Here is a 23,324-nt window from a genome sequence, read left to right as displayed (position 1 = left end):
CAGCATTGCAATGCCGCATGCTTGGCAAGCTCTGCGATCCGGCTCCTGGCTCACGCCCGCGCGCGGCCGCGGCTACAGCCTGATCCTTCTCGCAATTGCTGCGCTGGCCATACTCGGATGGATCGCGCTATCGGACGGCCTGGTCGATCGCAATGGCAAGCCGATCGGCACCGATTTTTCCAGTTTCTATGCGGCCGGCGCGTTGGCACTGGAGGGTAAAGCCGCCGACGCCTATAGCATGGCGGCGCATTACGCCCGCGAACAGCAATTGTTCGGTGCGAACACGCCTTATTATGGCTGGCTATATCCGCCGATTTTCTTCATGCTCGCGGCACCGTTGGCATTGCTGCCCTACCCGCTGGCGCTCGCCGTCTGGCAGGGCTCGACGCTTGCGCTGTATTTGGCAGTCATTGCTGCAATCCTGTACCGGGCGCGGCGCGGGAATGGCGTGATCGCCCGGTTGTGGCTTCCAGCAGCGGCAGCCTTTCCTGCGGTCTTCATCAATCTCGGCCACGGTCAAAACGGGTTTCTTAGCGCGGCCCTATTTGGTGCAGCGCTGGTCTGCTTGCCGCGGCGACCCATCATCGCGGGCATGCTGTTCGGCCTGCTCGCGTACAAGCCGCAATTGGCGCTTGTCATCGCGTTCGCACTGCCTGCTGCGGGGCAATGGCGAGCGATAACCGCCGCCGCCGCTGCTGTAATCATATTGGCAAGCGTCTCCCTTCTTCTGTTCGGTGCCGACGCCTGGTGGTCATTCCTCGCCTCGACCGAAACATCGCGAAAGCTGTTGCTTGAAGAAGGTAACGTGGGATTCGAGAAGTTGCAGAGCGCCTTTGCGGCGGTGCGAATGTGGGGCGGCAGCGTACCACTGGCCTACATGGTTCAGGGCGCGATCTCCGCCGGGGCCATCTGCGGAACGGCGTGGGTTTGGCGTTCAAACCAACACCCCGACATGAAAGCAGCCCTGCTTCTCGCCGCAACGCCGCTCGCGTCGCCTCACATCCTCGATTACGACCTGATGCTGCTGGCGCCCTCGCTTGCCTTCTTCGTCGCGGCCAGGTCCGACGCTCACTTCAGGAACTACGAGATCAGTCTGCTGGCCGCGGTGTGGATCGCACCACTGATCGCGCGAACGATGGCCGGCCTGACTGCTGCACCGATCGGCTTCCTTGCGAGTCTAATTCTGTTTGTTTTGATCGTGCGGGTGCCGCACGGATGCGGCGAAGCTGCGCCGGCGCTCCGGTGACATCGCAGCTTGTTGTCATATGAAAGTGGCCGCAATCCCGAGGAAGAGCGTCGACCCGGCAGATCCGCCGAGTGCCACAAGCCGACATGGTCGGCCAGGCATGGCCGTCCGCTATTGCGTGGCCAGCGATATATCGGGGCCTGCCGGGCCAGCTCGCTCTCTCAACTGATCGAACTCGCCAGGGTTATAGGTGGCCCCATCGGGCGTCACGATCTCGACGTTCCAGCAGCCGTCCGATATCAATTCCCCGGCTTTCTTCAACGCAGCTGGAACCGACGCCCGGTTGAGGGTCACGTTTCCCGCCGTATCCTGCGCAGTAATCAAAAACTTCATATGACCGGCTCCCGGCGCAAACCGCGGGCATTCTGGCTTGGCGAGCGGCTGCGTCAAGAGCTTAGCTGGAGCTTCCATTTTCAGGCGCTCACTTCGCAAACGGATTCACCCAGCCTCCCCGGCCCGCCGGCGCGCGCGGCGGATAGGCCGTCTCGAGATAGGTCAGGACCTTTTCGCGGTCCTTGTCGTCGAGCGGCGGCATGTTGTGGCGGCGGATCATCAGGTTGATCGAATCCTCCCACTGCGCACGCGTCATGCCCTGCTGCGCCACCAGCCTGAAACCATGGCAGGCGGTGCAGGCGTAGAAGGTTTCATCGCGGCCGGCGCCCGCGGCAAACTCCTCCGGGCTCTCCTCGCGCGGAGTGAAGCTTGTTTGCGCCATGGCCGGCGCTATCCAGAGCACGCCGGCCACTGCGAGCCACGCCAAACGCTGCATCATCCGACCAGCACGGCGATGCGGTGCATGGCGTTGCCGCCATAGCCTTGCGGATTCCAGAAGCCGGCCAGATGCGGCTGCATCGCGCCCTTGGAATCGGTAGCGCGCGCCCAGATCTCGAAATAGCCGTCGGTCGGCAGTTTTACCGTCGCGGTCCAGCGCTGCCAGTCATACTTGTTCTTCGGCTTTTGCAGCGTGGCCCGCTGCCAGCTCGCGCCGAAATCGGTCGAGATATCCACCTGCTTGACGGTGAGGTCACCGGCCCAGGAGGCGCCGCGCAGTTTCAGCTCCTTGGTGCCGGCGGCGAACTTCGCGCCGTTCGCGGGATTGGTGATGATCGAGCGCACAGGCATCGATTCCAGGATGCGGAAGTTGGCGGGATCGCCCTTGTCGCCAGGCACCATCGGCTTGATCGGCGTGCGATAGGAAAATTCCGTCATGCCGGGGCCGTCATGCTCCCGATCGCGGATGGTGATGCGCGTCAGCCATTTCTGCGAGGCCGAGCCGGCCCAGCCCGGCACGACCAGCCGCACCGGCCCGCCATGGATATTCGGCAGCGGCTTGCCGTTCATGGCCCACACGATCAGCGTGTTCGGGTCCATCGCCTTCTCGATCCGCACGCCGCGCGAGATGGTCGGTTTGCTAGCGTCGCCCGACAGATGCAGATCGGCCGCATAATGCGCGGTGTATTTTGCACTCGGCTTCAGGCCGGCCTTCTTGAGCAGATCGGCGAGCGGCACGCCGGTCCATTCGGCGCAACCCGCGCCGCCATTGCCCCACTGGTTGCCGCGCGCCGGCGGCGAGAACGCCGCGCGGCCATTGCCGCCGCACTCCAGCACCATGCGCCGCGTCATAGCCTTGTACTTCGATTTCAATTCGCCGAGCGTGATCTCGATCTTGTTGTTGACTTCGCCATCGACGGTGATTTTCCAGGCGTCAGGGTCCTTTGTCTCCTCAGGGATCTGCCCATTGTTGCGGATGTAGAATTTCTCGATCGGCGTGGTGTCATCGTCGAGCAGGCTTTCCGGCGTCTCGGCGACCAGCGGCTTTTCGCCGAGCACGACGAGCCCTTCGTTCTTGCCGGGAAATTTCAGATGTTGCGGCCCCTTGGCCGCCGCGGGCGCGGCGGCCGGCGCGGCTTGCGCTTGGGCCTGGGGAATGCCGGCGCCGTCGCGCGAGAGCGGCAGCGCGCCGCCGATGACGGCGCCGATCGCCGCCAGACCTGAACTGCCCAAGAACCTGCGCCGGCTGGTCTCGAAATTGTTGCCGTCAGCCGTATTGCCCCCGGTTTCCCGCGCCATGATGTCTCTCCCTTGTGCCCGCTCCCGGGCTTTCTTGGCCAGGCTTCCCCTAGGAAACCCAACTCACAGGAGTATTTGCGTTTTGCTGCCGTGCCGCAAGACCGGCTGGTGCGATCGTGCAATTCCGTTCCGCGCTGGCGCCAGCCGCCGGGAAAGGCCGACGGGAATACACCCCGAGTTTGCGGGAACCACCTCCGCTGCATGTTTGTTGACTCGTCAAGTCATAAAGCCGGAGCGAATCCATGCGATATGTTTTGACCGCGCTCCTGGCGGTGAGCGCACTAGCAGTTCCCCCGGCCAAGTCAGAAGAAACTCAGCCTGGAACGAGCCTCGCCTTACTGGAACGCAACATCACGACAGGTTTAAGCCGGTCCGTTCATCCCGATGGAGAACGAAAAACGGCATTGATCAAAGAGGATGAATTCGAGACGCCGGAGACGATTGCGATCATCGAAAAAAATCGCGAAGACCGCGAACGCACCGTTGTCATGGACCGGTAGACTTTTGGAAGGGCAGCGCCCCTTCCCGACCAAAACTATTCTCGGCAACTATTCTCGGCCAGTTCGTAGCCGGGATGGAGCGAAGCGCAATCCGGGACCGGCAGTTCCCTTGCCGAGGCATCCGGATTTCGCTTCGCTCCATCCCGGCTACGACTTCCCCCGCGCCGTCGCAGATCAGTCAACGCGATGCCGCAGGTCTGCTCTCATCACATAGTTTTCATAAGCCTGATCACCGATCACAAAATCCGTGGAGCCGATCCTGGTAAAACCACGCCGGAGATAGAAGCCGATGGCCCGGCGGTTTTCGGCTTCGACCGTCAGCCAGGCGCTTTCGCCGCCGATGCTCCTGCAGTGGTCCAGGGCATGACGCAACAGCACGCCGCCCCTTCCGCCCGACTGGTGCCTCGGTTGAACATACAGGGTCGTGATTTCCAGCGGCGAGCAACCGGCAAGCGGCGGCGCAGCCGTTGAACAGACCCTCACGAAACCATCAATTCCGGTCCGGTTCTCCGATACCCAGATCGCCAGATCGGGGTCGCCGATCGCGTTACGAAACTTCTGCGCCGTGAATTCTGCAAGAACATAGTCCGCAAATACGGGGCTAACTCCCTCCCGGAGATAAGTATTCACCCAGACCTCGATGCTCACCGCGGCCAGGCTGGACGCGTCTCGTTCTTCAGCCTTCCTGATCATGCCAGCTCACATCCTCAAAGCGAACGTCCGCCGGCCGCTTTGAATTTTCCGGGCCCCACGCGCTAGCTGTGAACCTTCAGCCCGTCGACGATCCTGTCAACCACCTTGCGCTCGGCGCGGGCGTGGGCTCGCTCAAGGTGCCATCAAAGACATGGACTCGACGATATGGTTTCCGAAAGCGCCCTCAATAAACATCGAGGTCACGCGCGACGACGACCCTGCCGCCATAGCGCGATTGCACTTCAGCGAGCAGCTCTTCGGGCGAGGAATTCGCGGCGCCGCCTTGAAAATTCGCGTCGACGCGCGGCCGCAACGAAATCGAGGCGTGATACAGAACCAGAAGTTTGGGTTTGGCCTGTGCGGCGAGTTCGGCAAGCTGGGCCGTCGAGGTGTGATACATCCCGGCAAAGGCCTGGAACATCGCCGGACGGGCGGCGAGCGCGGAGAGCGTGTTGACCTCATGGATGAGGACATCGCATCCGTTGCACGCGTCGATCGTTGCCTGGGTTGGAGCGGTGTCGCCGGTGATAACGACGCTGCGGTCGGACGTATCGAACCGATAGCCATAGCTCTCCATCGCGTGCCTGGTGGTGAAGGCTGTTACGGTGACGTTTGCATCCTTGTAGACAACGCCGGCTGTGACCTCATGCGCGTTAACCCACGCGCCCTGCGGAAATTCACGCTGGTTTCCATGTGGATTTGTGCGCGTCCTGATGTCCTCCCCGTAAGCAAGAAGGATGTGCTCAGTCATTGCCTTGATCCCCTTGGGGCCATGGACTTCCAGCGGGATTTTGCGTCCGATGACCCAGGGCGTCAGAATGAGATCGGGGTAACCCACCGTATGATCCGAATGCAGGTGCGTCACGAAGACCACACGCAAGCTTATCGGTTCAAGGGCGCGAATGCCCTTGTCGAGAGCCGCGGCCTTTGCTCGCCGCACGACGCCCGCGCCGACATCAACCAGGTAGGCCATGCCGTTGACCACGACCGCGGTGGCCGGTCCGGAGCGATCCGGGTCAGGACCCGGCGTGCCGGTTCCAAGCATGACGACTTGGGTGGCCGATGGGGACTGAGCTTTCGCAGAATGGCCAGGCTGAAGAATACCGATCAGTGCAGCAGCGCCAATCATTGACAGCGTACGAACACAGTTTCGCATTGCTTGCCTCCGCGGAATATGACTCAACAGACCCTGCGCGACAATCGCTGGCTCATTAAACAAAGGCCGTTACGCCGACGCCAAAAATCGAGAAGATAACCGCCGTAAGCACAGCAGAAAAGATGATCCAGTACGCGAGCTGCCAATTGAACGAGTACTTAACGCCGGCCGCTGCGACAGCCACCAAGAACAATCCACCTGCCAGGTATAAACAGGCTTCCCGTAACGAGTGGGTGCCCAAAGCCACCGAGCCATAGACAATTACTTCCAGAGCGGCGATCCCGGCGATAGCCGATCCGATCAGCAAAACCGCGCGGCTGGCAAAATACACGATTGCGCGGGAATCCATTTTGGCCCCGCGGATACAAAGAAACAAAATGGCAAAAATCGACAACAGGATTCCACTCGCGAGCACCGGTCGCCGAGGAAAAGCTTCAAGCAAAGTGATCGCACCAAAAAGCCACACCTCCGCGAGCAACAGAGCGACAACCACCGCGATAATCAACAGGACCAGTTGGCCCAAGCGGATCCAAATGTCATGTCGCAATTGGACCTCCACTTTCCTTTCCTCCTTGCCATTGAGAGCGCCGACGCATGTACCGATACAGAGTACTGATACAGACTTCTTTGCCGGCTGATGGGGTTTATTCGATCAACAACAGACCTCGTTTCTTTTTCCCGTCCCAGGTGTCCATCGCTGCAAACAAACGGTCGCGTTCGATAAGCCAGGGCTGATAATCGCGGTTCACGTCCAGGACGAAGACCATGTCCTCCGCCTCCAGATACCCTCCGATCGGAGAGTGATGGCCTGTCCCGGCTCCGAAGATTTCCTTACGGCTGAAATTGATGATGTAGCGGCGGCCAGGCTCGTTGGCACGCCGCAGGTGCTGCTGGAATTGTTCAGGAGAGAGATCGCGCAACACGCTGACCGTGCGACTTGTCTTCAAACGCGTGACATCCCCAAGTTCGTCAAGCGTCAACCCCATAAAACAAACGCCGGTCCAGCAACGACCCGTCCCCGCCAGAACCGCGGTCTCGGAAGTTACCGTTTCGCCGAGGGATCTCAGCGCGTTCGCGACACTGGCGGGGCCGCACAGCGAGGGGTTTGACTGCCACGTCAGTTCCCTCTTGAAGGTTGACGCCGCCGGCAATGCCCATGCTTTCTCAACCCCGGCTTCTGATCGCGTAACGGACGAACGAATGGCCTCAGGTCGTACCTTGGTCTGGCTGACGACAAGGCTGGCACCGCCAGCCAAAGTGACTAGCGCCAACACGCCAGCAAACAACGCAATCCTTGCCGCTCGGCTCATTGTTTGCGTTCTCACTAGGGAAACCACGTACCGATTGCTGGGCCGGAAACCGTGTTGCCTTGGACGAACCAGGGGACCTGTATTCTAGCCGAGGAAGGATATTTTGGCTCACCCGTTGGCTCTATGAAAGGGTTCACATTCGCAAGTAACCTCGCCCTGACCTTCGGGCACCGAAGCGATGGATCAGCCGGGCGCGAGATCTCCGTCGCCCCTACTCGAGGTTTGATCGGTAATTGGCGAGCACTTAACCCGTCTCGACAGATGTCCGCTGGTCAGGGAAGAGCGGACATCGGACGGTCTAGCCGCGAGGCCCGCAAATGACCCATCTCCGACATCATCCGTCCGGCACACCGGCGAGCCGCATGCCTTGATAGACGCGCTCGCGTTTGGCGAGATAAGTCGGATTGTCGGTCGACGCGCTGGCGCGGAAGCGGCGGACGTTAAAGCTCGGATCAAGCGCAAGTCCTGCTTGCGCGGCGGCCTGCGCATCGTCCAGCGCTCCAAGCAGTGCTAGGGCAGCGGCGAGCCCAAAATGCGCAAAGGGATAATTTCGGTTGGCCTCAATACTCCCGCGCAGCCACCTGACGGCTTCCGCATCGGCATTGAGCTGCAACTTGGCGATACCGACATATAGCATCCACTTGAAGGCCTGGATATCGCGGGGAGACAGGCGGAGTGCCTCCTGAACATGCGCCTCGGTGTCCGCGCCGCGACCGAGAAAAATCTTGGCCTGACCGATTAACCCGTGCGCGTGGGCCAGATTTCGGTCGAGCGCCAACGCCTGCTCGAATTCAGCAATGCCTTGGGCCGCGCGGTTCGTAAAAATTTGGACTTTCCCCAAGGTCAAGTGAGCCAAGGCATGGTTCGGGGCGAGGGACAGAGCATTGATCAATGCCGCTTCCGCCGCCGCGAGGTGCGGAGCCCGATTGTCGGTCATATAGCCGCCGCCAACTACCTGATCGACATCCGCCAAACCGACAAGCGCATCGATATTGCCGGGATCGAGCGTCAGGGCGCGCTCGAAAAAGTGGCGCGCTTGCGTCATGTATTCGGGGACCAGCCCCTTATTGAGCCAAGCTCTGCCCTGGAAATACAAATCCATCGAATTGGGGTGCAACGAACGCTCTGCTCTCCGAGCCTCGGCCGCGATAAGCTGAGCATCCAAGGTGTTTGCGAGCCTCGATACGATTTCGTCCTGCATATCGAACAGATCGGCGACGGGCTTGTCGAACCGCTCGGCCCACAAGTGATTGCCGGTTTCGGCGTCGATCAGCTGCGCATTCACCCGGAGACGCTTGCCACTACGCTGCACGGAGCCTTCGAGCACGTAGCGGACATTCAACTCAAGGCCGATCCGTCTAAGATCAACCGCTTTGCCTTTGTAGGTAAACGCGGTGTGTCGGCCAATCACGAACGCGCCGCTGATGCGCGAAAGGTCCGTCGTCAAACTCTCGGTTACGCCATCGACGAAATAGTCTTGCTCGGGATTGCCTCCGATGTTCGCGAACGGCAGCACCACCATGGACAGACGGGGCGCTGAAAGCCGGCTTGGCGCCGTGCTGCCGCCCTTTGCCGCAGGGCCAAGCCCATCCCGGACCACAGCATAGGCCCGCACCGGGCGGACGATGTTTTTGAGGTTCTGCTCGCCTAGATCGGCGAACTCAACCCTGACCTTGCCTCGGACTTGATCGTAGGCAGAAGACGATATGCAAATGCCGCCGGGTTCAGCGATGCTCTCAAGCCGCGCCGCGATGTTAACGCCATCTCCAAAGATGTCATGGGCCTCGACGATTACGTCGCCGATATTGACGCCCACACGGAAAGCAATGCGCCTGTCTTCCGCGTCGCCGATTGTTAGTTCCTTGATCCGAGTCTGGAACTGCATCGCGGCTCGAACCGCCTCGACCGCGCTCGGAAACTCTGCCAAGAACCCGTCCCCGGTGTTCTTCACGATGCGGCCGCGGTGCTCCGCGATGGCGGGCGCGATATTGTCAGCTAGGAGCGCTGTTAGGTTGGCGTGAATAGTCTCTTCATCATCGTGCATGAGCCGAGAATAACCGGCCACATCGGCGGCCAATATCGCTGACAACTTGCGCTCGACGCGGCTCGACCAATCTTGGGGCATGGCACGCAATCCAACCCACAGGATATTGTACGACGGATCAGGCGGCACTGCCAAACGCGTTTTGACGGGATGCCCATCACATTGATGTCCGTTGTTGGCACTTTGCGGACCTGCCGTCGTCCCCTGACGGTGTCCACTTCTAAGGACAGAGCGGACATCTCTGTCACGAGGCCCAACTTCCGAAAGTGGACCCAAAGTGGACCGTTTGTATTGGCCTTGTGGCTGACCTGTTTCGACCTCATATTGGTCGACTTCTCTGCTGTAAAGGCGCGCCGTTCCTGTGACGCTTGAACTGAAGCATCCGAAGGTTTGCGTAAACCTTGATCGCTGCGTGGGAGTTGCCGATCCCTTCGTATGACCGATCGCGCCTGCCGCATTCTGCGGAACAAATCAACGTGCTCGTGCGTCGCGATGATGACATAACGCCGTTGTTTATCGTGCCTACCCTTTAGGAGCGAGGAGGAGCCGATCGATGAAAGCCGAAGACGCCGCCGACATGATGGATCAGGACAAGGAGAACGACCGCTTCAAGCAGCGCGCGGCGGTCAGCATCGCCATTCTGGCGATGCTGCTGGCCATCACCGGGCTTGGCGGCGCCAACGCCGGCAAGGAGGCGACCAACAACAACATCTATGCCGCGAACCAATATGCCTTCTACCAGGCCAAGAACATCCGCCAGACCGACTACAACCTCGCGGCCGACGCGATCGAACTGGCGTTCCTGCAGGACGGAAGCCTCAACGCCGAGGCCAGGACGGCCCTCAAGGCAAAAGCGGAGGCCTATCGCAAGACGGCGGCACGCTACGAATCCGAGCCCGAGACGCAGGAGGGCAAGAAGGAATTGATGGTGCGGGCCAAGGACTACGAGAGCAAGCGCGATCATGCGCTGAAGCAGGATCCCTACTTCGACTATGCCGAAGCGCTTCTGCAGATCGCCATCGTGCTGATCTCGGTCTCGATCGTCGCGACGCTGCCCTGGCTTGCGATCCTCGGCGGCATCGTCGGCGCCGTGGGTGGCCTGCTGATGGTCAACGGCTATACACTGGCGGTCGAGATACCGTTTCTGGCAGCATAGTGTTCCGCACGCACGCTCCGCCGGTCGGATGGGTGCTGTTTGGCAAGGACGAGGGGAGCACTAAACTGAGGCCGCTTCAGTTGGCGGGTTCTTTCACTTCGCGAATGTCACCTGTTGCACTTTTCGGACCTCACGCGGCGGCACACTTGAGTCCGGAATACGCATCAAGGCCGACGTTCGCCGGCGGCTCTCAGAATTATCAGTTCCCGCCCCTAGCTGTGAAACTTCAGCCCGTCGACGATCTTGTCGATCACCTTGCGCTCGGCGCGCATCGCGAGGCCTACCAGATTAAGCTCGGCGCGGATCACCGCGCGGACCACCTCGCGGTTCGCGGCGTCGTGCGTGGTCTTGTCCTCGGTATAGACCGCAGGCGTGACGTTGCGCGCCAGCGCCCGTTCGAGTGCACGAGAGAGCGCCGGCCGGTCGGCGCCGTAGATCAGGATCGGCTGGCCGACCAGCGACAGATACTTCGTGCCCGACGCGTCGCCATAGGGCTCGCCGATACATTCGGAAAAGGCTGCGGCAATGCCGCCGGCGAGGAACGAGGCGACGTTGAGCTTCTGCCAAGGTTCGAGATCGGTCCGGATGATAACCGCGATCTTGGTGTCGAATTGCATGATTGATTTGCGCCGATGACAGGATTGGAACTGTTCGCGTCAAGCGTAGCGCCAATGTTTCCGAAGCGGAAGACCACGTCGGGTGAGGAAGCTCACCCCTTGGCGTCGCAGGCCCAGGCGCGGATGACGCATTCCTTGCCGCCGAATTCGTAGCACTTCTTTGTCGCAGCGTTGAGCGAGCTGGAAATTTTTGGCTTTACGGCATAGCCGTGGGGACCGCACGGATTGGTCATATCGACCGCGAGCGCGGCGCAGGCCCGATTCATGGTGAGCGCGGTGCAGTTGCCCTTGCACTGCTTCAGCGCCGCGGCGCGCGCGGCGGCCTCGGCGGGATAGTCATAGGCCTGGCCATAGGCGCCGCATTTGCCGACGGCGAATGCGCCGGCCGCCCATGACTTGCTGATGTCGCCCGAGACGCCCAGTATCAGCGTCAGCGCAAGGATAAAGAGCGCGCGGCGCTGTACCGCGACGGTCGAAACGATCAAAAGCCCCTCCCCCGAGGTAACCTGCAGAATCTAGCCCGGGGGAGTTTCCAGTTGGTGAACGGATGTAGGGTGGGCAAAGGCGCTCTTGCGCCGTGCCCACCATCTATCGTCGAGCATTGCCTTGAATGGTGGGCACGCTGCGCTTTGCCCACCCTACGAAGCTACGATCCTCGCGCGGCTTCCAGCGCTTGCGGGGTGTCGATATCCAGAAACGCGCTCTGGCCGTCGACCGGGACTTCGGCGACAGCCTCGGCGTGCTTGGCGATGAGATGGCGGGCGCCAATATCGCCGTCGAGCGTCATCAGCTCCCTGAAAAATCGCCGCGACCACAGCACGGGATTGCCGCGGCGGCCGTCGCTGACAGGCACCGCGATCAGATGGCCGCGGTCCGGCGCAAAGGTTTCGATCAACTGGTCGATCAGTTTTGCTGATATCAGCGGCATGTCGCCGAGGCAGACGACGGCGCCGTCGGCGTTGTCGGGCACCGCTGAGATGCCGGCCTTGACGGAGGACGCCAGCCCACCGGCGAAATCCGGATTGCGCACGAACTTTACGTTCAGCCCTGCCAGCGCCTGCTCGACCAGATCGGCCTGGTGGCCGGTGACGACGATCACGTCGGTCGCCTTGGAAGCCAGCGCTTGTTCGGCGACGATCCGCACCAGCTTCTTGCCGTCGATTTCGGCGAGCAGCTTGTTGGGTCCGCCCATCCGGGTCGAGCGCCCGGCGGCCAGCACGATGGCCGTGACGTTTCGATTGGCTTCGAGGTCGGCAACGGTGCGCGGCTGCGGCCGGGTGACGATTTCCATCAGGAGGCCGCCGACACCCATGCCGGTGAGCTCGGCGCGCGTGACCTTCAGCCCGGCGAGAAGCCGCATCAGCACCCAGTCAAAGCCGTTTTCGACCGGCGAGCGCGCGCAGCCGGGTGCGCCCAGGACCGGCACGCCGCCGGCGCTGCCGATCAAGAGGAGATTGCCGGGATCGACCGGCATGCCGAAATGCTCGATGGCGCCGCCGATTTCCGTGATCGCGGCCGGGATCACGTCGCGGCGGTCGGCGATGGCGGACGCGCCGAACACGATCACGAGTTCGGCGCCGAGGCCGAGCAATTCCTTGATCGACGACGCCAGATCAGCCTCGTCATGCGGTACGCGCCGCTCGGCAATGATGCTGGCACCGGCGGGCGCCAGCCGCTCCGCCGTGACCCGCAAGGTCTTGTCGATCACTTTGGGCGAGAGCCCCGGCAGCAGGGTCGAGACCACGCCGACCTTCTTGATGGTGTAAGGCGCAATCCGCAGCGCGCCCTTGCCCGCGACGTCAACGGCGGCGTCGCGCAGCTTCGCTTCGACGCCGAACGGAATGAGTTTGACGGTCGCGATCATCTCGCCTTCGACCACCGGCTTGAAGGCTGCGAGCGTCGCAAAGGTGATGGCTTCGTCGACGCCGTTGATGCGATCGACCGCTGATCGGTCGACCACCAGCACGCCGGCTTGCGCGGCAAACAGATTGGCGCGGCCGGTAAAGGCGCGCTCGACATTGACGCCCTCGCCGGCAACGGCCTGCGCGATGCTGGCGGCGGCTTCGTCTTCGGAGACGTCGCCCTCCTCCAGCCGCACCACGACGACATCTTTGACGCCGGCTTTATTCAGCGCCTCGACCTCAGCGGGGCCGATCGTGGTGCCTTTCTTGAGCACCAGCGAACCCTGCCGCAGCGTATGGACGGTGACGCCGCCAATCGCGTCGGCCGGACTGGCGGGACCGAATTTCATGCTGCCTGCACCTTCGCGGTTTCTTTCGGCAGGCGCAGCTCGGCGGTGATCTCGGCCATGATCGAGACCGCGATCTCCGACGGCGACACCGCGCCGATGGAAAGGCCGATCGGCGCATGGATGCGCGCGATGTCGGCATCGGATGCGCCCTGCGCCTTCAGCCGCTCGGCGCGCTTGGCATGGGTCTTTCGCGAGCCGAGCGCGCCGATGTAGAAGCAGTCGCATTCGAACGCATGCCGCAGCGCCGGATCGTCGATCTTCGGATCATGCGTCACCGCGACGAACGCGGTGTAATGATCGATGTTGAGCGGCGGCAGCGCCACGTCGGGCCATTCGGCGATCAGCGGTACGTCGGGAAAGCGTTCGGGGCTCGCAAACGCCGTGCGCGGATCGACCACCGTCACGTCGTAATCGAGCGAACGCGCCAGCGGCGCCAGCGCCTGGCTGATATGGACCGCGCCGACGATGACAAGCCGCGCGGTCGGCGCGTAGACATTGAGAAACAGCTTCTTGCCGCCGCTCTCGATCATGCCGCTCTTGCCCATGCGGAGCTGCTTTGAAAGTTCGGCCGCCAGTGGATCGGTCGCCATATCCTTGGCCTTCACCAGCCGCTGGTCGCCATTGGCGGTATCGGTGATCACGATGACAGGCCGGCGCGCGGCGCGCTCGGCATTGACCTGCGTTAGGGTTTCGAGTTTCACGACTGGCCCACCTTCTCGACAAAGACGCGGATGGTGCCGCCGCAGGACAGACCGACGTTCCAGGCGGTCTCGTCGGCGACGCCGAATTCGAGCATTTTTGGTTTCCCGCTGGCGATCACATCCAGCGCTTCCGTGACGACCGCGCCCTCGACGCAGCCGCCGGAGACTGACCCTAAAAACGTGCCGTCATCGTTGATGACGAGGCTCGAACCGGCCGGCCTCGGGGCGGAGCCCCAGGTCTCGACCACGGTCGCCAGCGCCACGCCGTGGCCGGCCTTCTGCCAGTTCTCGGCGGCCTGCAGAATGTCTTCGTCGCGGTTGAGCATATGGGGCCCTTTCAAGCTGCGGAGCGGATGCGGCTCATGTGGTGCGGCGGGGGCGGCGCGGAAAGCGCCTCGATGAGCCCTTCCATCGAGGTCAAGTTATGCACCGGGCGGAATTCGTCAACGTGCGGCAGCATCATTTTGATACCCTGGGCCTTGGCCTCGAAGGCGCTGTAGCGCAACAGCGGATTGAGCCAGATCAGGCGGCGGCAAGACCTATGCAGCCGGTCCATCTCGAACGCCAGCTTGGCGTCGGCCTCCCGCTCCAGCCCGTCCGATATCAGCAGCACGATGGCGCCCTGGCCGAGCACGCGGCGGCCCCACAATTTGTTGAAGCTGTGCAGCGAGGTCGCGATCCTTGTGCCGCCCGCCCAATCCTCCACTGACGACGAACAGCTCGCCAACGCCTCATCCGGGTCGCGCGCCCGCAGCGCCCGCGTCACGTTGGTCAGCCTTGTGCCGAACAGGAACACGGAGACGCGCTTGCGGGCGTCGGTGATGGCATGGAGGAAATGCAGGAACAGGCGGGTATATTCGCTCATCGAGCCCGATATATCGAGCAGCGCCACGATCGGCGCCGGCTTCTCGATCCGGCCGAGTTTTCGGATGTCGATGATCTCGCCGCCCGTGCGAAGGGAACTGCGCAAGGTGCGCCGCATGTCGAGCCGCAGCCCCTTGGCGTCGGGCTGATAGCGGCGGGTCCGCAGTTCAGCCTGCGGCAGCTTCATATTGGCAATAGCGCGGGTGACCTCGGCGATCTCGGCCGCGCTCATCTGCGCAAAATCCTTCTTCTGCAGGATCTCCTTGTCGGAGACCGACAGCCGCAGTTCCTGCTCCTGGACCTGCTCCGTCTCGTCGCGCATCGACGGCTGCGCCAGCGCCTCCTGCACGCGGCGCGAGGCCGGCGGCGGCTTCTTCTTGGCGTGGTCCGGCAGCGGCACCGAATCCAGCATGTGCTTCCAGTCTTCGGCGGCGCGGAAGAACAGGTCGAAGGCCTGCGCGAAGATCAGCATGTGCTCATGCCGCTTGACGAAGATCGCCTCCAGCGTGGTGTAGACATCGGCGCGGTTGCCGATCTCGATCGCCTGCAGCGCGTTGAGCGCATCGATGACGGAGCCGGGGCCGACCGGGATGCCGGCTGCGCGCAGCGCACGCGCAAAGCCGACGACATTGTCGGCCATATGCCCGGTCGGCGGATTGAGATGATCGATGGTTGTCATGGCCGAACCCGGTTTCCGCTCTCGTCATTCCGGGGCGCGCGTAGCGCGAGCCCGGAATCCATTTCTCAGCGATCCACGCGGCTCGATGGATTCCGGGTTCGATGCTGCGCATCGCCCCGGAATGACGGCTAGTCGCTCGTCGCTTCCTTCAGAACTTTCTGCAGCGTATCGCCCTGCATCCGCGCGATGTCGTCCTGATATTTCAGCAGCGCGCCCAGCGTATCCCCGACCATTTGCGGCGTCAGCGAGCGGGCGTCGAGTTCGGTCAGCGCGGTGGCCCAGTCGATGGTCTCGGCGACGCCCGGCGACTTGTAGAAATCCTGGTCGCGCAGCGCCTGCACGAAGCGGACGACCTGCTGCGACAGTTTTGCGGAGATGCCCGGCACGCGCGACTTGACGATCGCCAGTTCGCGCTCGGCGTCGGGATAGTCGACCCAGTGATAGAGACAGCGCCGCTTCAGCGCGTCGTGGATCTCGCGGGTGCGGTTCGAGGTGATGATGACGAGCGGCGGCTGCGGCGCCTTGATGGTGCCGAATTCGGGGATCGTGACCTGGAAGTCGCTGAGGATTTCCAGAAGATACGCCTCGAACGCCTCGTCGGCGCGGTCGAGTTCGTCGATCAAAAGCACCGGCGCGCCGGCGACGTCAGGCTCCAGCGCCTGCAGCAGCGGGCGCTTGATCAGAAAACGCTCGGCGAAAATGTCAGACGATAATTGTTCGCGATCGGTATCGCCGGCGGCTTCCGCTAGCCGGATCGCGATCATCTGCGCCGCGCTGCTCCACTCGTAGACCGCGGAGGCAACGTCGAGACCTTCGTAGCATTGCAGGCGGATCAGCTTGCGCCCGAGCGCCGCCGACAGAACTTTTGCAATTTCCGTCTTGCCAACGCCCGCCTCGCCTTCGAGAAACAGCGGCCGGCCCATGCGCAGCGACAGATAGGTCACCGTCGCCAGCGACCGCTCGGCCAGATAGCCGCGCGAGGTCAGGAGCTCGAGCATGCCATCGACGGATGTGGGCAGCGCCGATGCACTCATGGGAAAGCCAATCTCGATACGCCGGTAATCGGCAAACTTACTTCGCCGTCGCGGCTTCGACGGCGCGGCGCGTCAGGACGCCGATCAGATGTGCGCGATATTCGGCGCTGCCGTGCAGGTCGCTGTTCAGCCCATCGGCCGAGGCCGAGATGCCGTCGAGCACCTTGTGCGAAAAACGCTTCTTCAGCGCTTCCTCGAACGCGGTGGCGCGGAACACGCCGTCCGAGCCCGCGCCGGTGACGGCGACGCGCACGTCAGACGGACGCTTGGCGACGAACACGCCGACCAGCGCGTAACGCGAAGCCTGGTTACGGAACTTGATGTAGGCGGCCTTCTTCGGCAGCGGGAACATCACCTTGGTGATGATCTCGTCGTTCTCCAGCGAGGTCGTGAACAGGCCCTGGAAAAACTCTTCCGCCTTGAGGCGGCGCTTGTTGGTGACGATGGTGGCGCCGAGCGCGAGCACGGCTGCGGGATAATCCGCGGTCGGATCGTTGTTGGCGAGCGAGCCGCCGATGGTGCCCTTGTGGCGCACCGCGGGATCGCCGATTCCGCCAGCGAGTTCGGCCAGCGCCGGAATGGCTTCGCCGACGATCGGCGACGTCGCGACGGCCGCATGCCTGGCGGTCGCGCCGATCACCAGCGAACGGCCCTTCATCTCGATGGCATCGAGCCCTTCGATGTGGGAGAGGTCGACCAGATGCGGCGGGCTGGCGAGCCGCTGCTTCATGACCGGCACCAGCGTGTGGCCCCCGGCGATCACCTTGGCGTCTTCGTTCTTCAACAGGAGGTTGGCGGCCTGCCGCACGGTCCCCGGACGATGATATTTGAATTCGTACATTGAGAACTTCCTGATCGCGGTCGCGATGAAATCGATTTGTCGATTAAGCGGATTTGGCCATCGCCTTGGCGCCGGCGGCGATCGAGACAACGATGTTCTGATAGCCGGTGCAGCGGCACAGATTGCCTTCAAGCTCTTCGCGGATGACGTGGTCCGAAAGATCGTGGCCCTTGCGATTGACCAGATCGACCGCGGTCATGATCATGCCGGGGGTGCAGAAGCCGCATTGCAGGCCGTGATGCTCGCGAAAAGCTTCCTGCATCGGATGCAGCGGCGCGCCGTCGGCGGCCAGACCCTCGATGGTGCGAACCTCGTGGCCGTCGGCCATGACGGCGAGCGTGGTGCAGGATTTTACCGCCTTGCCGTCGAGATGCACGACGCAGGCGCCGCATTGCGAGGTGTCGCAGCCGACATGGGTGCCCGTCAGCCGCAGATTTTCCCGCAGAAACTGGACCAGCAGGGTACGGGGATCAACATTGGCGTTTACGGGGTTACCGTTCACGATCAGGGAAATCTTGGCCATCAGCACTCTCTTGAGCTGCACCGCCGGATATGCCGGCAAAGCAGGCGTTTATAGTCATTCCAAGGCCCATAATATGGGCCATCCCGGTAATGAGCAACCTCAGGAGCCCCTCGCCTGGGGCATGGCCTGATAGACTTGACGGCCTGTTCGACCGGGGTGGGCCCGCGCAGAATCAGCCTTGATCAACCTCGATCATCCTTGCACGGCCTTGGCGAAATTGGCGAAGAACTCGTCGGCCAGTTTCTTGGCCGCGCCGTTGATCAGGCGCTGGCCGAGCTGGGCCAGCTTGCCGCCGATCTGGGCCTCGACAGTATAGCTCAGCAGGGTACCGCCATCCTTTTCGGCGAGCGCCACGGTGGCGCCACCCTTGGCAAAGCCGGCGACGCCCCCCTCGCCTTCGCCCGAGATCTTGTAGCCATTGGGTGGATCGAGATCGCTCAAATTGACCTTGCCCTTGAAGCGGGCGGAGACCGGCCCGACCTTCATTTTGGCAGTGGCGCGGAAGCCGTTGTCCTCGGTCTTTTCCAGTTCCTCGCAGCCGGGAATGCAGACCTTCAGCACTTCCGGATCGTTCAGCTTGGCCCACACGGCCTCGCGCGACGCCGCAAGCTGGACTTCGCCGTTCATCGTCATGGCCATGGGGTGCCTCCTGGATCGCCTTAAACTGATATCCCCAAGTAAAGCACGCCCGGGCCAAAAGGAAGGGCGATAAGCGATGCATATTCGCAAGTGCAACAAGTGCAACGCGACAAGGGCATTGGCATGGACAGGCCGGGATGGTTAGGTCGCACGCAGATGAGCACGTCCCTTTCCCCCCTGCTGGCTCCGATGCTGTCGAGCGCGGCGATGCGCACGGTCTGCGACGATGCCGCGACCCTGCAAAACATGCTGGATTTCGAGGCGGCGCTGGCGCGCGCCGAGGCCGCGCTCGGGGTGATTCCGACCAACGCAGCCGGGCCGATCACGAATGCGTGCCGGGCCGAATCATTCGACCTCGCGGCGCTGGCGGATGCCGCGACGAGGTCCGGCAACCTCGCCATCCCGCTCGTCAAGGCGCTGACGGCCAATGTCGCCAAGGTGGATGCCGAGGCGGCGCGTTATGTCCATTGGGGCGCGACCAGCCAGGACGTCATCGATACCGGCACCATGCTCGGCCTTCGCGCCGGCATCGACGCGCTGCTCGACGACACCAACCGCGCGATCGCGGGCTTTGCCGGACTGGCGCATCAACACCGCCATACCCCGGTAGTCGCCCGCACCTGGCTGCAGCACGCGCTGCCGATGCCGTTTGGGCTGAAGCTTGCCGAATATGCTGCGGCGCTGCACCGCTCGAAGCTGCGGCTGCTGCGCGTGCGCTGCGAAACGCCGGCGCTGCAATTCGGCGGCGCCGCCGGCACGCTTGCCGCCCTCGGCGACAACGGACTAAAGGTCGCGGAAGGACTGGCGGCCGAGCTCAAGCTGCCGCTGCCCGATGCGCCTTGGCACACCCACCGCGACCGCATCGCGGAAGCGGCCTCGGTGTTCGCCATCATCGCCGGCACCTGCGGCAAGATCGCGCGCGACGTCTCGCTGATGATGCAGACCGATGTCGGCGAAGCGTTCGAACCCTCGGGCGAAGGCCGCGGCGGCTCCTCCACCATGCCGCACAAGCGCAATCCCGTCGCGGCGGCCAGCGCGCTGGCCGCGGCCACCATGGCCCCCAATCTCGCGGCGACGATCTTTGCGGCGCAGGTGCAGGACCACGAGCGCAGCGCCGGTCCCTGGCACGCGGAATGGCCGACGCTACCGACGCTGCTGCTGGTCACCTCGGGCGGGCTGGCGGCGATCGTCGATATCGCCGAGGGGCTGGAAGTCGACACGGTGCGCATGCGCGCCAATCTCGACGCGACGGACGGATTGATCATGGCGGAAGCCGTGACGATGGCGCTGGCCGAAAAGATAGGCAAGAGCGATGCGCATCATCTGGTCGAAGCCGCCAGCAAGAAGGCGGTCAAGGACAAGAAGCATCTGCGCGACGTGCTGGCGCAGGATTCGAAAATCACCGCGCAGCTCGGCGCCGATAATATTGCAAAACTTTTCGAGCCGATGGCCTATCAGGGCGCTTCGCAAGCCCTGATCGACCGCCTGCTCGCTTCAACCGACGACAAGTAAGAGACCGGAGAATTCCAGATGCCGATGATCGACGCCGACGGGTGCCTGCTCAACGTATCCGTCGAAGGCCGCGACGGCGGACCGACGCTGATGCTGTCGAATTCGCTGGGCTCGACCATGCAGATGTGGGAGCCGCAGATGAAGGCGCTGACGCAGGTGTTCCGCGTCATCCGCTACGACCGGCGCGGCCACGGCAAATCGAACGTGCCGCCCGGGCCCTATTCACTGGAGCGCTTCGGCCGCGACGTGCTGGCGATCCTCGACGACCTCAACATTGCGAAGGCGCATTGGTGCGGCCTGTCGATGGGCGGCATGGTCGGGCAGTGGCTGGGCGCCAACGCCCCCGAGAGGTTCGGCAAGATCGTGCTGGCCAACACCACCTGTCATTACCCGGACCCGACACGCTGGAACGACCGCATCAAGGCGGTGAAGCAAGGCGGCATCGCCACCGTCGCCGACGCCGTGATGGCGGGCTGGCTGACGGCGGATTTTCGCGAGCGCGAGCCGCAGATCGCGGCCAACATGAAGGCGATGATGCTGACCACGCCGGTCGAGGGCTACATCGCCTGCTGCGAGGCGCTGTCGACGCTCGACCAGCGCGAGCTGCTGCCCAAGATCAAGAGCCCGACGCTTGTCATCGCCGGCCGTCACGACATGTCGACGACAGTCGCGGACGCCGAATTCATGCGCAGCCGGATTCCCGGCGCCAGCATGACCATCCTCGATGCGGCGCATATTTCGAACGTCGAGCAGCCGCACGCCTTCACCGACGCGCTGGTGGGATTCTTGACGCAACGCTAACACTAACCGCGTCATTGCGAGGAGCGAAGCGACGAAGCAATCCATTCTATCCCCGAGCGGCGAGATGGATTGCTTCGCTTCGCTCGCAATGACGGAGGAGAGGCCAATGGACGACAACCAACGCCGCGACGACGGCATGGCCCAGCGCCGAAAAGTGCTCGGCAATGAATGGGTCGACAAGTCGATCAAAAACCGCAATGCCTTCAACACCGACTTCCAGGACCTGATCACCCGCTATGCCTGGGGCGATATCTGGACCCGGCCGCATTTCGACCACCGCACCCGCCGCGTGCTTGTGATCGGCACCATGGTGGCGCTGGGACAGTGGGATGAATTCCGCCTGCATGTGCGCGCAGCACTTGCCGAAGGCGGCTTCACGCCCGACGACATCAAGGAAATCCTGCTGCAGCAGGCGATCTATTGCGGCGTGCCGGCGGCCAACCACGCGGTGAAGGAAGCGAACGCAATCATCGCCGAGCTAGGTTTGCTGAAGGGTTAGCCCGGCGGACGCCGCGCCGGGTTGCGGCTGTGCGGGCCGCTCGATCAGCATGACGATGACCGTGCCGAGCATCATCAGGAGCTCGGCCGCATGCAGCCGAAGCGCGGCCATCTCGCCGGCCTGCGAGGCCATCAGCACGCCGGCAAAACTCATCACGCTACCGATCGCGAGCGCCATGCCGAGCGCTTCGTCGCAGCCGCCGCTCCTGCGGGTCGAGGCGCGGGTGATGAAAACCAGAAACACCGCAAGGAACGCCACCACGGTCATGCGGCCGAGCGCCAGCAGCAAGGCGACGCGAACGGTGGCCATCCCGGAAAGCTGCAGGTGATCGCTGACGAACAGCGCCAGCGAAATGTTCGGCCGCTCATAGAGACCGTGGATCGGCGAAATGACGATCTTGAAGGCTGCGATGGTCCAGGCCGGAATGAAATAGGCCGCCAGCAGCGCGCCGTTGAATGTGCTGATCCGCCAGTTTCCGGACATGTCGCTTCCCGCTGGGTCCGCGGCCGGGCTAAAGGCGGCGGATCGAGGGGCGACGTAACTCCCCAAGGTTGCCAGCGGCAATTTAAACCATTTGTTTACCTTAATTTCCTGGACCACCCGCTCCCTCGTGTCGCGGACGCGGGGCAGCGCCTCTTGGCGGTGCGCCGCAGAGCCGGGACCCATGTGCAGCCAACTGGGTCCCGGCTCTGCGTCGCGTCACCATAGCGTGTCGAGGACGCGCGTAAACGCGCTGGTGGTGCCACGCCGCGTCCGGGACACGACGAGCGCCGTGCGCCCGCAAAAGAAAAGCCCCGCCTTACGGCGGGGCCTTCTTTACTTAGTCACCAATCCGGCTAGCGGTCCTGCTGTCCCTGGCGGTTCGGGTTCGGCTTCTCACGGCCTGGATCCTGCTGCTGCTGACCCGGCTTCTGGCCGCCACCTTGCTGCTGCTGACCGGGCTTCTGACCCGGGTTCTGGTTCTGCTGGCCCGGGTTGTTCTGATTGGTCATAGAGAGTTCTCCGTTGTTTAGACGTAGCCGGGGTCAACGGAGAGTGGGCGCAATCGTTGCAGGGGAACGCCGGTTCCGCTGCGATCATTCCGCGGCAGGGCCGTGTTCGGACTGTGGCGCCGGAACCCCTGCCGCAAAACTAGCTCTGTACAAGCCAAATAAGCCGCAGCTGGCGCTGTTGCCGCCCCCGGTTCCCACCTGTTAGAAAACGACACGACGCGTCGTCTTGGGCTGCCGGAGCTCTCGCCGCGCTGTCCGCTCTAGACACGGCAGCATATGGATTATTTCGCGCAGCAACTGATCAACGGCCTCGTGCTCGGCTCGATCTACGGCCTGATCGCGATCGGCTACACGATGGTCTACGGCATCGTCGGCATGATCAATTTCGCCCATGGCGATATTTTCATGATCGGCGGCTTCATCGCCCTGATCACGTTCCTGATCCTGGTCTCGTTCGGCCTGACCGCCATCCCCCTGATCCTGCTGATCGTGCTTCTGGTATCGATGGCGATCACGGCGCTCTATGGCTGGACGGTGGAGCGCATCGCCTACCGGCCGCTGCGGCACTCGTTCCGCCTGGCGCCGATGCTGTCGGCGATCGGTATGTCATTCGTACTGACCAATTTTTCGCAAGTGGCGCAGGGTGCGCGCGTGAAGCCGGTGCCGCCGATCATCACCGGTGGTCACACGCTGCATGAGGGTCCCGACGGTTTCGTCGTGCAGCTTTCCAACATCCAGATCATCGTCGTTATCACCACCGTGGTGCTGCTGGCGCTGTTCACCTGGCTGGTATCGAGCACGCGGTTGGGACGCGACATGCGCGCCTGCGAGCAGGACCAGACCATGGCCTCGCTGCTCGGCGTCGACGTCGACCGCACCATCTCCATGACCTTCGTGATCGGGGCTGCGCTCGCCGCCGTCGCCGGCATGATGTACCTGCTCTATTACGGGCTGGTCGATTTCTTCATGGGCTTCGTCGCCGGCATCAAGGCATTCACCGCGGCCGTCCTCGGCGGCATCGGTTCGCTGCCCGGCGCGATGCTGGGCGGGCTTCTGATCGGCCTGATCGAGACGCTGTGGTCGGCCTATTTCTCGGTCGAGTACAAGGACGTCGCCGCGTTCTCGATCCTGATCGTGGTCCTGATCTTCCTTCCGACCGGCCTGCTCGGCCGGCCTGAAGTCGAAAAAGTCTGACG

The 23,324-nt window shown here is 62.9% G+C and carries 27 protein-coding genes; 7 read left to right on the top strand and 20 right to left on the bottom strand.

The window, feature by feature from the left end:
- Positions 1 to 238: 238 nt before the first annotated feature.
- A complete protein-coding gene (locus tag KIP88_RS14735; RefSeq protein WP_249790773.1) occupies positions 239 to 1,246 on the top strand; it encodes a glycosyltransferase family 87 protein in 1,008 nt (335 codons plus the stop codon).
- A 111-nt stretch (positions 1,247 to 1,357) separates the two neighbouring features.
- Here the strand turns inward: KIP88_RS14735 and KIP88_RS14730 are convergent, their stop codons facing one another.
- The 3 genes from KIP88_RS14730 to KIP88_RS14720 all read right to left on the bottom strand — a co-directional run bounded on the left by KIP88_RS14730 (position 1,358) and on the right by KIP88_RS14720 (position 3,316).
- Positions 1,358 to 1,579 (bottom strand): hypothetical protein, encoded by a 222-nt coding sequence (locus KIP88_RS14730; RefSeq protein WP_214488839.1) that lies wholly within the window; start codon positions 1,577 to 1,579, stop codon positions 1,358 to 1,360.
- 88 nt (positions 1,580 to 1,667) lie between these two features.
- Positions 1,668 to 2,018: a hypothetical protein gene (locus tag KIP88_RS14725; RefSeq protein WP_214488642.1), complete on the bottom strand. Its 351-nt coding sequence runs from the start codon at positions 2,016 to 2,018 to the stop codon at positions 1,668 to 1,670.
- Positions 2,015 to 3,316: a sulfite oxidase gene (locus tag KIP88_RS14720; protein ID WP_214488641.1), complete on the bottom strand. Its 1,302-nt coding sequence runs from the start codon at positions 3,314 to 3,316 to the stop codon at positions 2,015 to 2,017. The genes KIP88_RS14725 and KIP88_RS14720 overlap by 4 nt, the downstream gene beginning before the upstream one ends.
- 242 nt (positions 3,317 to 3,558) lie before the next feature.
- On the opposite strand from KIP88_RS14720, the gene KIP88_RS14715 reads away from it, so the two are divergent.
- On the top strand, positions 3,559 to 3,816 hold the full coding sequence (locus tag KIP88_RS14715; protein ID WP_214488640.1) for a hypothetical protein: 258 nt from the start codon (positions 3,559 to 3,561) through the stop codon (positions 3,814 to 3,816).
- Positions 3,817 to 3,990: 174 nt separating this feature from the next.
- On the opposite strand, the gene KIP88_RS14710 is transcribed toward KIP88_RS14715, so the two are convergent.
- The 5 genes from KIP88_RS14710 to KIP88_RS14690 form a co-directional block, all read right to left on the bottom strand.
- On the bottom strand, positions 3,991 to 4,509 hold the full coding sequence (locus KIP88_RS14710) for an N-acetyltransferase (protein WP_214488639.1): 519 nt from the start codon (positions 4,507 to 4,509) through the stop codon (positions 3,991 to 3,993).
- 184 nt (positions 4,510 to 4,693) lie between these two features.
- Positions 4,694 to 5,554, bottom strand: coding sequence for an MBL fold metallo-hydrolase (locus KIP88_RS14705; protein WP_214488638.1), 861 nt, complete (start codon positions 5,552 to 5,554; stop codon positions 4,694 to 4,696).
- 166 nt (positions 5,555 to 5,720) lie between these two features.
- A complete protein-coding gene (locus KIP88_RS14700) occupies positions 5,721 to 6,224 on the bottom strand; it encodes a hypothetical protein (RefSeq protein ID WP_214488637.1) in 504 nt (167 codons plus the stop codon).
- Between the two features lie 85 nt (positions 6,225 to 6,309).
- Positions 6,310 to 6,975: a phytochelatin synthase family protein gene (locus KIP88_RS14695; RefSeq protein ID WP_214488636.1), complete on the bottom strand. Its 666-nt coding sequence runs from the start codon at positions 6,973 to 6,975 to the stop codon at positions 6,310 to 6,312.
- A 334-nt stretch (positions 6,976 to 7,309) separates the two neighbouring features.
- A complete protein-coding gene (locus KIP88_RS14690; RefSeq protein WP_214488635.1) occupies positions 7,310 to 9,100 on the bottom strand; it encodes an adenylate/guanylate cyclase domain-containing protein in 1,791 nt (596 codons plus the stop codon).
- A gap of 472 nt (positions 9,101 to 9,572) precedes the next feature.
- On the opposite strand from KIP88_RS14690, the gene KIP88_RS14685 reads away from it, so the two are divergent.
- A complete protein-coding gene (locus KIP88_RS14685) occupies positions 9,573 to 10,175 on the top strand; it encodes a DUF4337 domain-containing protein (protein WP_214488634.1) in 603 nt (200 codons plus the stop codon).
- Positions 10,176 to 10,387: 212 nt separating this feature from the next.
- Here the strand turns inward: KIP88_RS14685 and KIP88_RS14680 are convergent, their stop codons facing one another.
- The 10 genes from KIP88_RS14680 to KIP88_RS14635 form a co-directional block, all read right to left on the bottom strand.
- A complete protein-coding gene (locus KIP88_RS14680; RefSeq protein WP_214488633.1) occupies positions 10,388 to 10,792 on the bottom strand; it encodes a DUF2000 family protein in 405 nt (134 codons plus the stop codon).
- A 92-nt stretch (positions 10,793 to 10,884) separates the two neighbouring features.
- Positions 10,885 to 11,274 carry a DUF4189 domain-containing protein gene (locus KIP88_RS14675; RefSeq protein ID WP_374226470.1) on the bottom strand — a complete coding sequence of 130 codons (390 nt, stop codon included), beginning with the start codon at positions 11,272 to 11,274 and terminating at the stop codon, positions 10,885 to 10,887.
- A 164-nt stretch (positions 11,275 to 11,438) separates the two neighbouring features.
- Complete coding sequence (locus KIP88_RS14670) at positions 11,439 to 13,043, bottom strand: NTP transferase domain-containing protein (protein ID WP_214488631.1); 1,605 nt, start codon at positions 13,041 to 13,043, stop codon at positions 11,439 to 11,441.
- Positions 13,040 to 13,744 carry an XdhC family protein gene (locus tag KIP88_RS14665; protein ID WP_214488630.1) on the bottom strand — a complete coding sequence of 235 codons (705 nt, stop codon included), beginning with the start codon at positions 13,742 to 13,744 and terminating at the stop codon, positions 13,040 to 13,042. Before KIP88_RS14665 ends, KIP88_RS14670 begins: the two co-directional genes overlap by 4 nt.
- A complete protein-coding gene (locus KIP88_RS14660) occupies positions 13,741 to 14,070 on the bottom strand; it encodes an XdhC family protein (protein WP_025589337.1) in 330 nt (109 codons plus the stop codon). Before KIP88_RS14660 ends, KIP88_RS14665 begins: the two co-directional genes overlap by 4 nt.
- An 11-nt stretch (positions 14,071 to 14,081) precedes the next feature.
- On the bottom strand, positions 14,082 to 15,287 hold the full coding sequence (locus KIP88_RS14655; RefSeq protein WP_214488629.1) for a VWA domain-containing protein: 1,206 nt from the start codon (positions 15,285 to 15,287) through the stop codon (positions 14,082 to 14,084).
- A gap of 128 nt (positions 15,288 to 15,415) precedes the next feature.
- A complete protein-coding gene (locus tag KIP88_RS14650; RefSeq protein WP_214488628.1) occupies positions 15,416 to 16,321 on the bottom strand; it encodes a MoxR family ATPase in 906 nt (301 codons plus the stop codon).
- A 37-nt stretch (positions 16,322 to 16,358) separates the two neighbouring features.
- Positions 16,359 to 17,162: a xanthine dehydrogenase family protein subunit M gene (locus KIP88_RS14645; RefSeq protein ID WP_214488627.1), complete on the bottom strand. Its 804-nt coding sequence runs from the start codon at positions 17,160 to 17,162 to the stop codon at positions 16,359 to 16,361.
- Positions 17,163 to 17,205: 43 nt separating this feature from the next.
- A complete protein-coding gene (locus KIP88_RS14640) occupies positions 17,206 to 17,685 on the bottom strand; it encodes a (2Fe-2S)-binding protein (protein WP_214488626.1) in 480 nt (159 codons plus the stop codon).
- 192 nt (positions 17,686 to 17,877) lie between these two features.
- Entirely contained in the window at positions 17,878 to 18,324 is a 447-nt protein-coding gene (locus KIP88_RS14635) for a carbon monoxide dehydrogenase subunit G (protein ID WP_108516537.1), read from the bottom strand.
- Between the two features lie 156 nt (positions 18,325 to 18,480).
- Between KIP88_RS14635 and KIP88_RS14630 the strand changes: the two genes are divergently transcribed.
- From KIP88_RS14630 to KIP88_RS14620, 3 genes are all read left to right on the top strand, one after another.
- Positions 18,481 to 19,836 carry a 3-carboxy-cis,cis-muconate cycloisomerase gene (locus tag KIP88_RS14630; protein ID WP_214488625.1) on the top strand — a complete coding sequence of 452 codons (1,356 nt, stop codon included), beginning with the start codon at positions 18,481 to 18,483 and terminating at the stop codon, positions 19,834 to 19,836.
- An 18-nt stretch (positions 19,837 to 19,854) separates the two neighbouring features.
- Positions 19,855 to 20,637: a 3-oxoadipate enol-lactonase gene (gene pcaD / locus KIP88_RS14625; protein WP_214488624.1), complete on the top strand. Its 783-nt coding sequence runs from the start codon at positions 19,855 to 19,857 to the stop codon at positions 20,635 to 20,637.
- Positions 20,638 to 20,743: 106 nt separating this feature from the next.
- Positions 20,744 to 21,136, top strand: coding sequence for a carboxymuconolactone decarboxylase family protein (locus KIP88_RS14620; protein WP_214488623.1), 393 nt, complete (start codon positions 20,744 to 20,746; stop codon positions 21,134 to 21,136).
- Here the strand turns inward: KIP88_RS14620 and KIP88_RS14615 are convergent.
- Together KIP88_RS14615 and KIP88_RS14610 are read right to left on the bottom strand one after the other, a co-directional pair.
- Positions 21,116 to 21,619 (bottom strand): hypothetical protein, encoded by a 504-nt coding sequence (locus KIP88_RS14615; protein WP_214488622.1) that lies wholly within the window; start codon positions 21,617 to 21,619, stop codon positions 21,116 to 21,118. The two genes, KIP88_RS14620 and KIP88_RS14615, sit on opposite strands and share 21 nt — an antisense overlap.
- Before the next feature lie 353 nt (positions 21,620 to 21,972).
- On the bottom strand, positions 21,973 to 22,128 hold the full coding sequence (locus KIP88_RS14610; protein ID WP_214488621.1) for a hypothetical protein: 156 nt from the start codon (positions 22,126 to 22,128) through the stop codon (positions 21,973 to 21,975).
- A 276-nt stretch (positions 22,129 to 22,404) separates the two neighbouring features.
- Between KIP88_RS14610 and KIP88_RS14605 the strand changes: the two genes are divergently transcribed.
- The gene (locus KIP88_RS14605; RefSeq protein ID WP_214488620.1) at positions 22,405 to 23,322 is read left to right on the top strand and encodes a branched-chain amino acid ABC transporter permease LivH; all 918 of its coding nucleotides are present in this window, start codon (positions 22,405 to 22,407) and stop codon (positions 23,320 to 23,322) included.
- Positions 23,323 to 23,324: the final 2 nt, after the last annotated feature.

Origin of the sequence: Bradyrhizobium sp. SRL28, assembly GCF_018596315.1 — a bacterium.
In the GTDB taxonomy this organism is placed as follows: domain Bacteria; phylum Pseudomonadota; class Alphaproteobacteria; order Rhizobiales; family Xanthobacteraceae; genus Bradyrhizobium.
This window is presented reverse-complemented; position numbering and strand designations above follow the sequence as displayed.

Coding starts and splice junctions, on each gene's coding strand:
- KIP88_RS14735 (WP_249790773.1), top strand. CDS start 239: ATGGCGGCGCATTACGCCCGCGAACAGCAATTGTTCGGTGCGAACACG.
- KIP88_RS14730 (WP_214488839.1), bottom strand. CDS start 1,579: ATGAAGTTTTTGATTACTGCGCAGGATACGGCGGGAAACGTGACCCTC.
- KIP88_RS14725 (WP_214488642.1), bottom strand. CDS start 2,018: ATGATGCAGCGTTTGGCGTGGCTCGCAGTGGCCGGCGTGCTCTGGATA.
- KIP88_RS14720 (WP_214488641.1), bottom strand. CDS start 3,316: ATGGCGCGGGAAACCGGGGGCAATACGGCTGACGGCAACAATTTCGAG.
- KIP88_RS14715 (WP_214488640.1), top strand. CDS start 3,559: ATGCGATATGTTTTGACCGCGCTCCTGGCGGTGAGCGCACTAGCAGTT.
- KIP88_RS14710 (WP_214488639.1), bottom strand. CDS start 4,509: ATGATCAGGAAGGCTGAAGAACGAGACGCGTCCAGCCTGGCCGCGGTG.
- KIP88_RS14705 (WP_214488638.1), bottom strand. CDS start 5,554: ATGCTTGGAACCGGCACGCCGGGTCCTGACCCGGATCGCTCCGGACCG.
- KIP88_RS14695 (WP_214488636.1), bottom strand. CDS start 6,975: ATGAGCCGAGCGGCAAGGATTGCGTTGTTTGCTGGCGTGTTGGCGCTA.
- KIP88_RS14690 (WP_214488635.1), bottom strand. CDS start 9,100: ATGCCCCAAGATTGGTCGAGCCGCGTCGAGCGCAAGTTGTCAGCGATA.
- KIP88_RS14685 (WP_214488634.1), top strand. CDS start 9,573: ATGAAAGCCGAAGACGCCGCCGACATGATGGATCAGGACAAGGAGAAC.
- KIP88_RS14680 (WP_214488633.1), bottom strand. CDS start 10,792: ATGCAATTCGACACCAAGATCGCGGTTATCATCCGGACCGATCTCGAA.
- KIP88_RS14670 (WP_214488631.1), bottom strand. CDS start 13,043: ATGAAATTCGGTCCCGCCAGTCCGGCCGACGCGATTGGCGGCGTCACC.
- KIP88_RS14660 (WP_025589337.1), bottom strand. CDS start 14,070: ATGCTCAACCGCGACGAAGACATTCTGCAGGCCGCCGAGAACTGGCAG.
- KIP88_RS14655 (WP_214488629.1), bottom strand. CDS start 15,287: ATGACAACCATCGATCATCTCAATCCGCCGACCGGGCATATGGCCGAC.
- KIP88_RS14650 (WP_214488628.1), bottom strand. CDS start 16,321: ATGAGTGCATCGGCGCTGCCCACATCCGTCGATGGCATGCTCGAGCTC.
- KIP88_RS14645 (WP_214488627.1), bottom strand. CDS start 17,162: ATGTACGAATTCAAATATCATCGTCCGGGGACCGTGCGGCAGGCCGCC.
- KIP88_RS14640 (WP_214488626.1), bottom strand. CDS start 17,685: ATGGCCAAGATTTCCCTGATCGTGAACGGTAACCCCGTAAACGCCAAT.
- KIP88_RS14635 (WP_108516537.1), bottom strand. CDS start 18,324: ATGGCCATGACGATGAACGGCGAAGTCCAGCTTGCGGCGTCGCGCGAG.
- KIP88_RS14630 (WP_214488625.1), top strand. CDS start 18,481: ATGAGCACGTCCCTTTCCCCCCTGCTGGCTCCGATGCTGTCGAGCGCG.
- pcaD (WP_214488624.1), top strand. CDS start 19,855: ATGCCGATGATCGACGCCGACGGGTGCCTGCTCAACGTATCCGTCGAA.
- KIP88_RS14620 (WP_214488623.1), top strand. CDS start 20,744: ATGGACGACAACCAACGCCGCGACGACGGCATGGCCCAGCGCCGAAAA.
- KIP88_RS14615 (WP_214488622.1), bottom strand. CDS start 21,619: ATGTCCGGAAACTGGCGGATCAGCACATTCAACGGCGCGCTGCTGGCG.
- KIP88_RS14610 (WP_214488621.1), bottom strand. CDS start 22,128: ATGACCAATCAGAACAACCCGGGCCAGCAGAACCAGAACCCGGGTCAG.
- KIP88_RS14605 (WP_214488620.1), top strand. CDS start 22,405: ATGGATTATTTCGCGCAGCAACTGATCAACGGCCTCGTGCTCGGCTCG.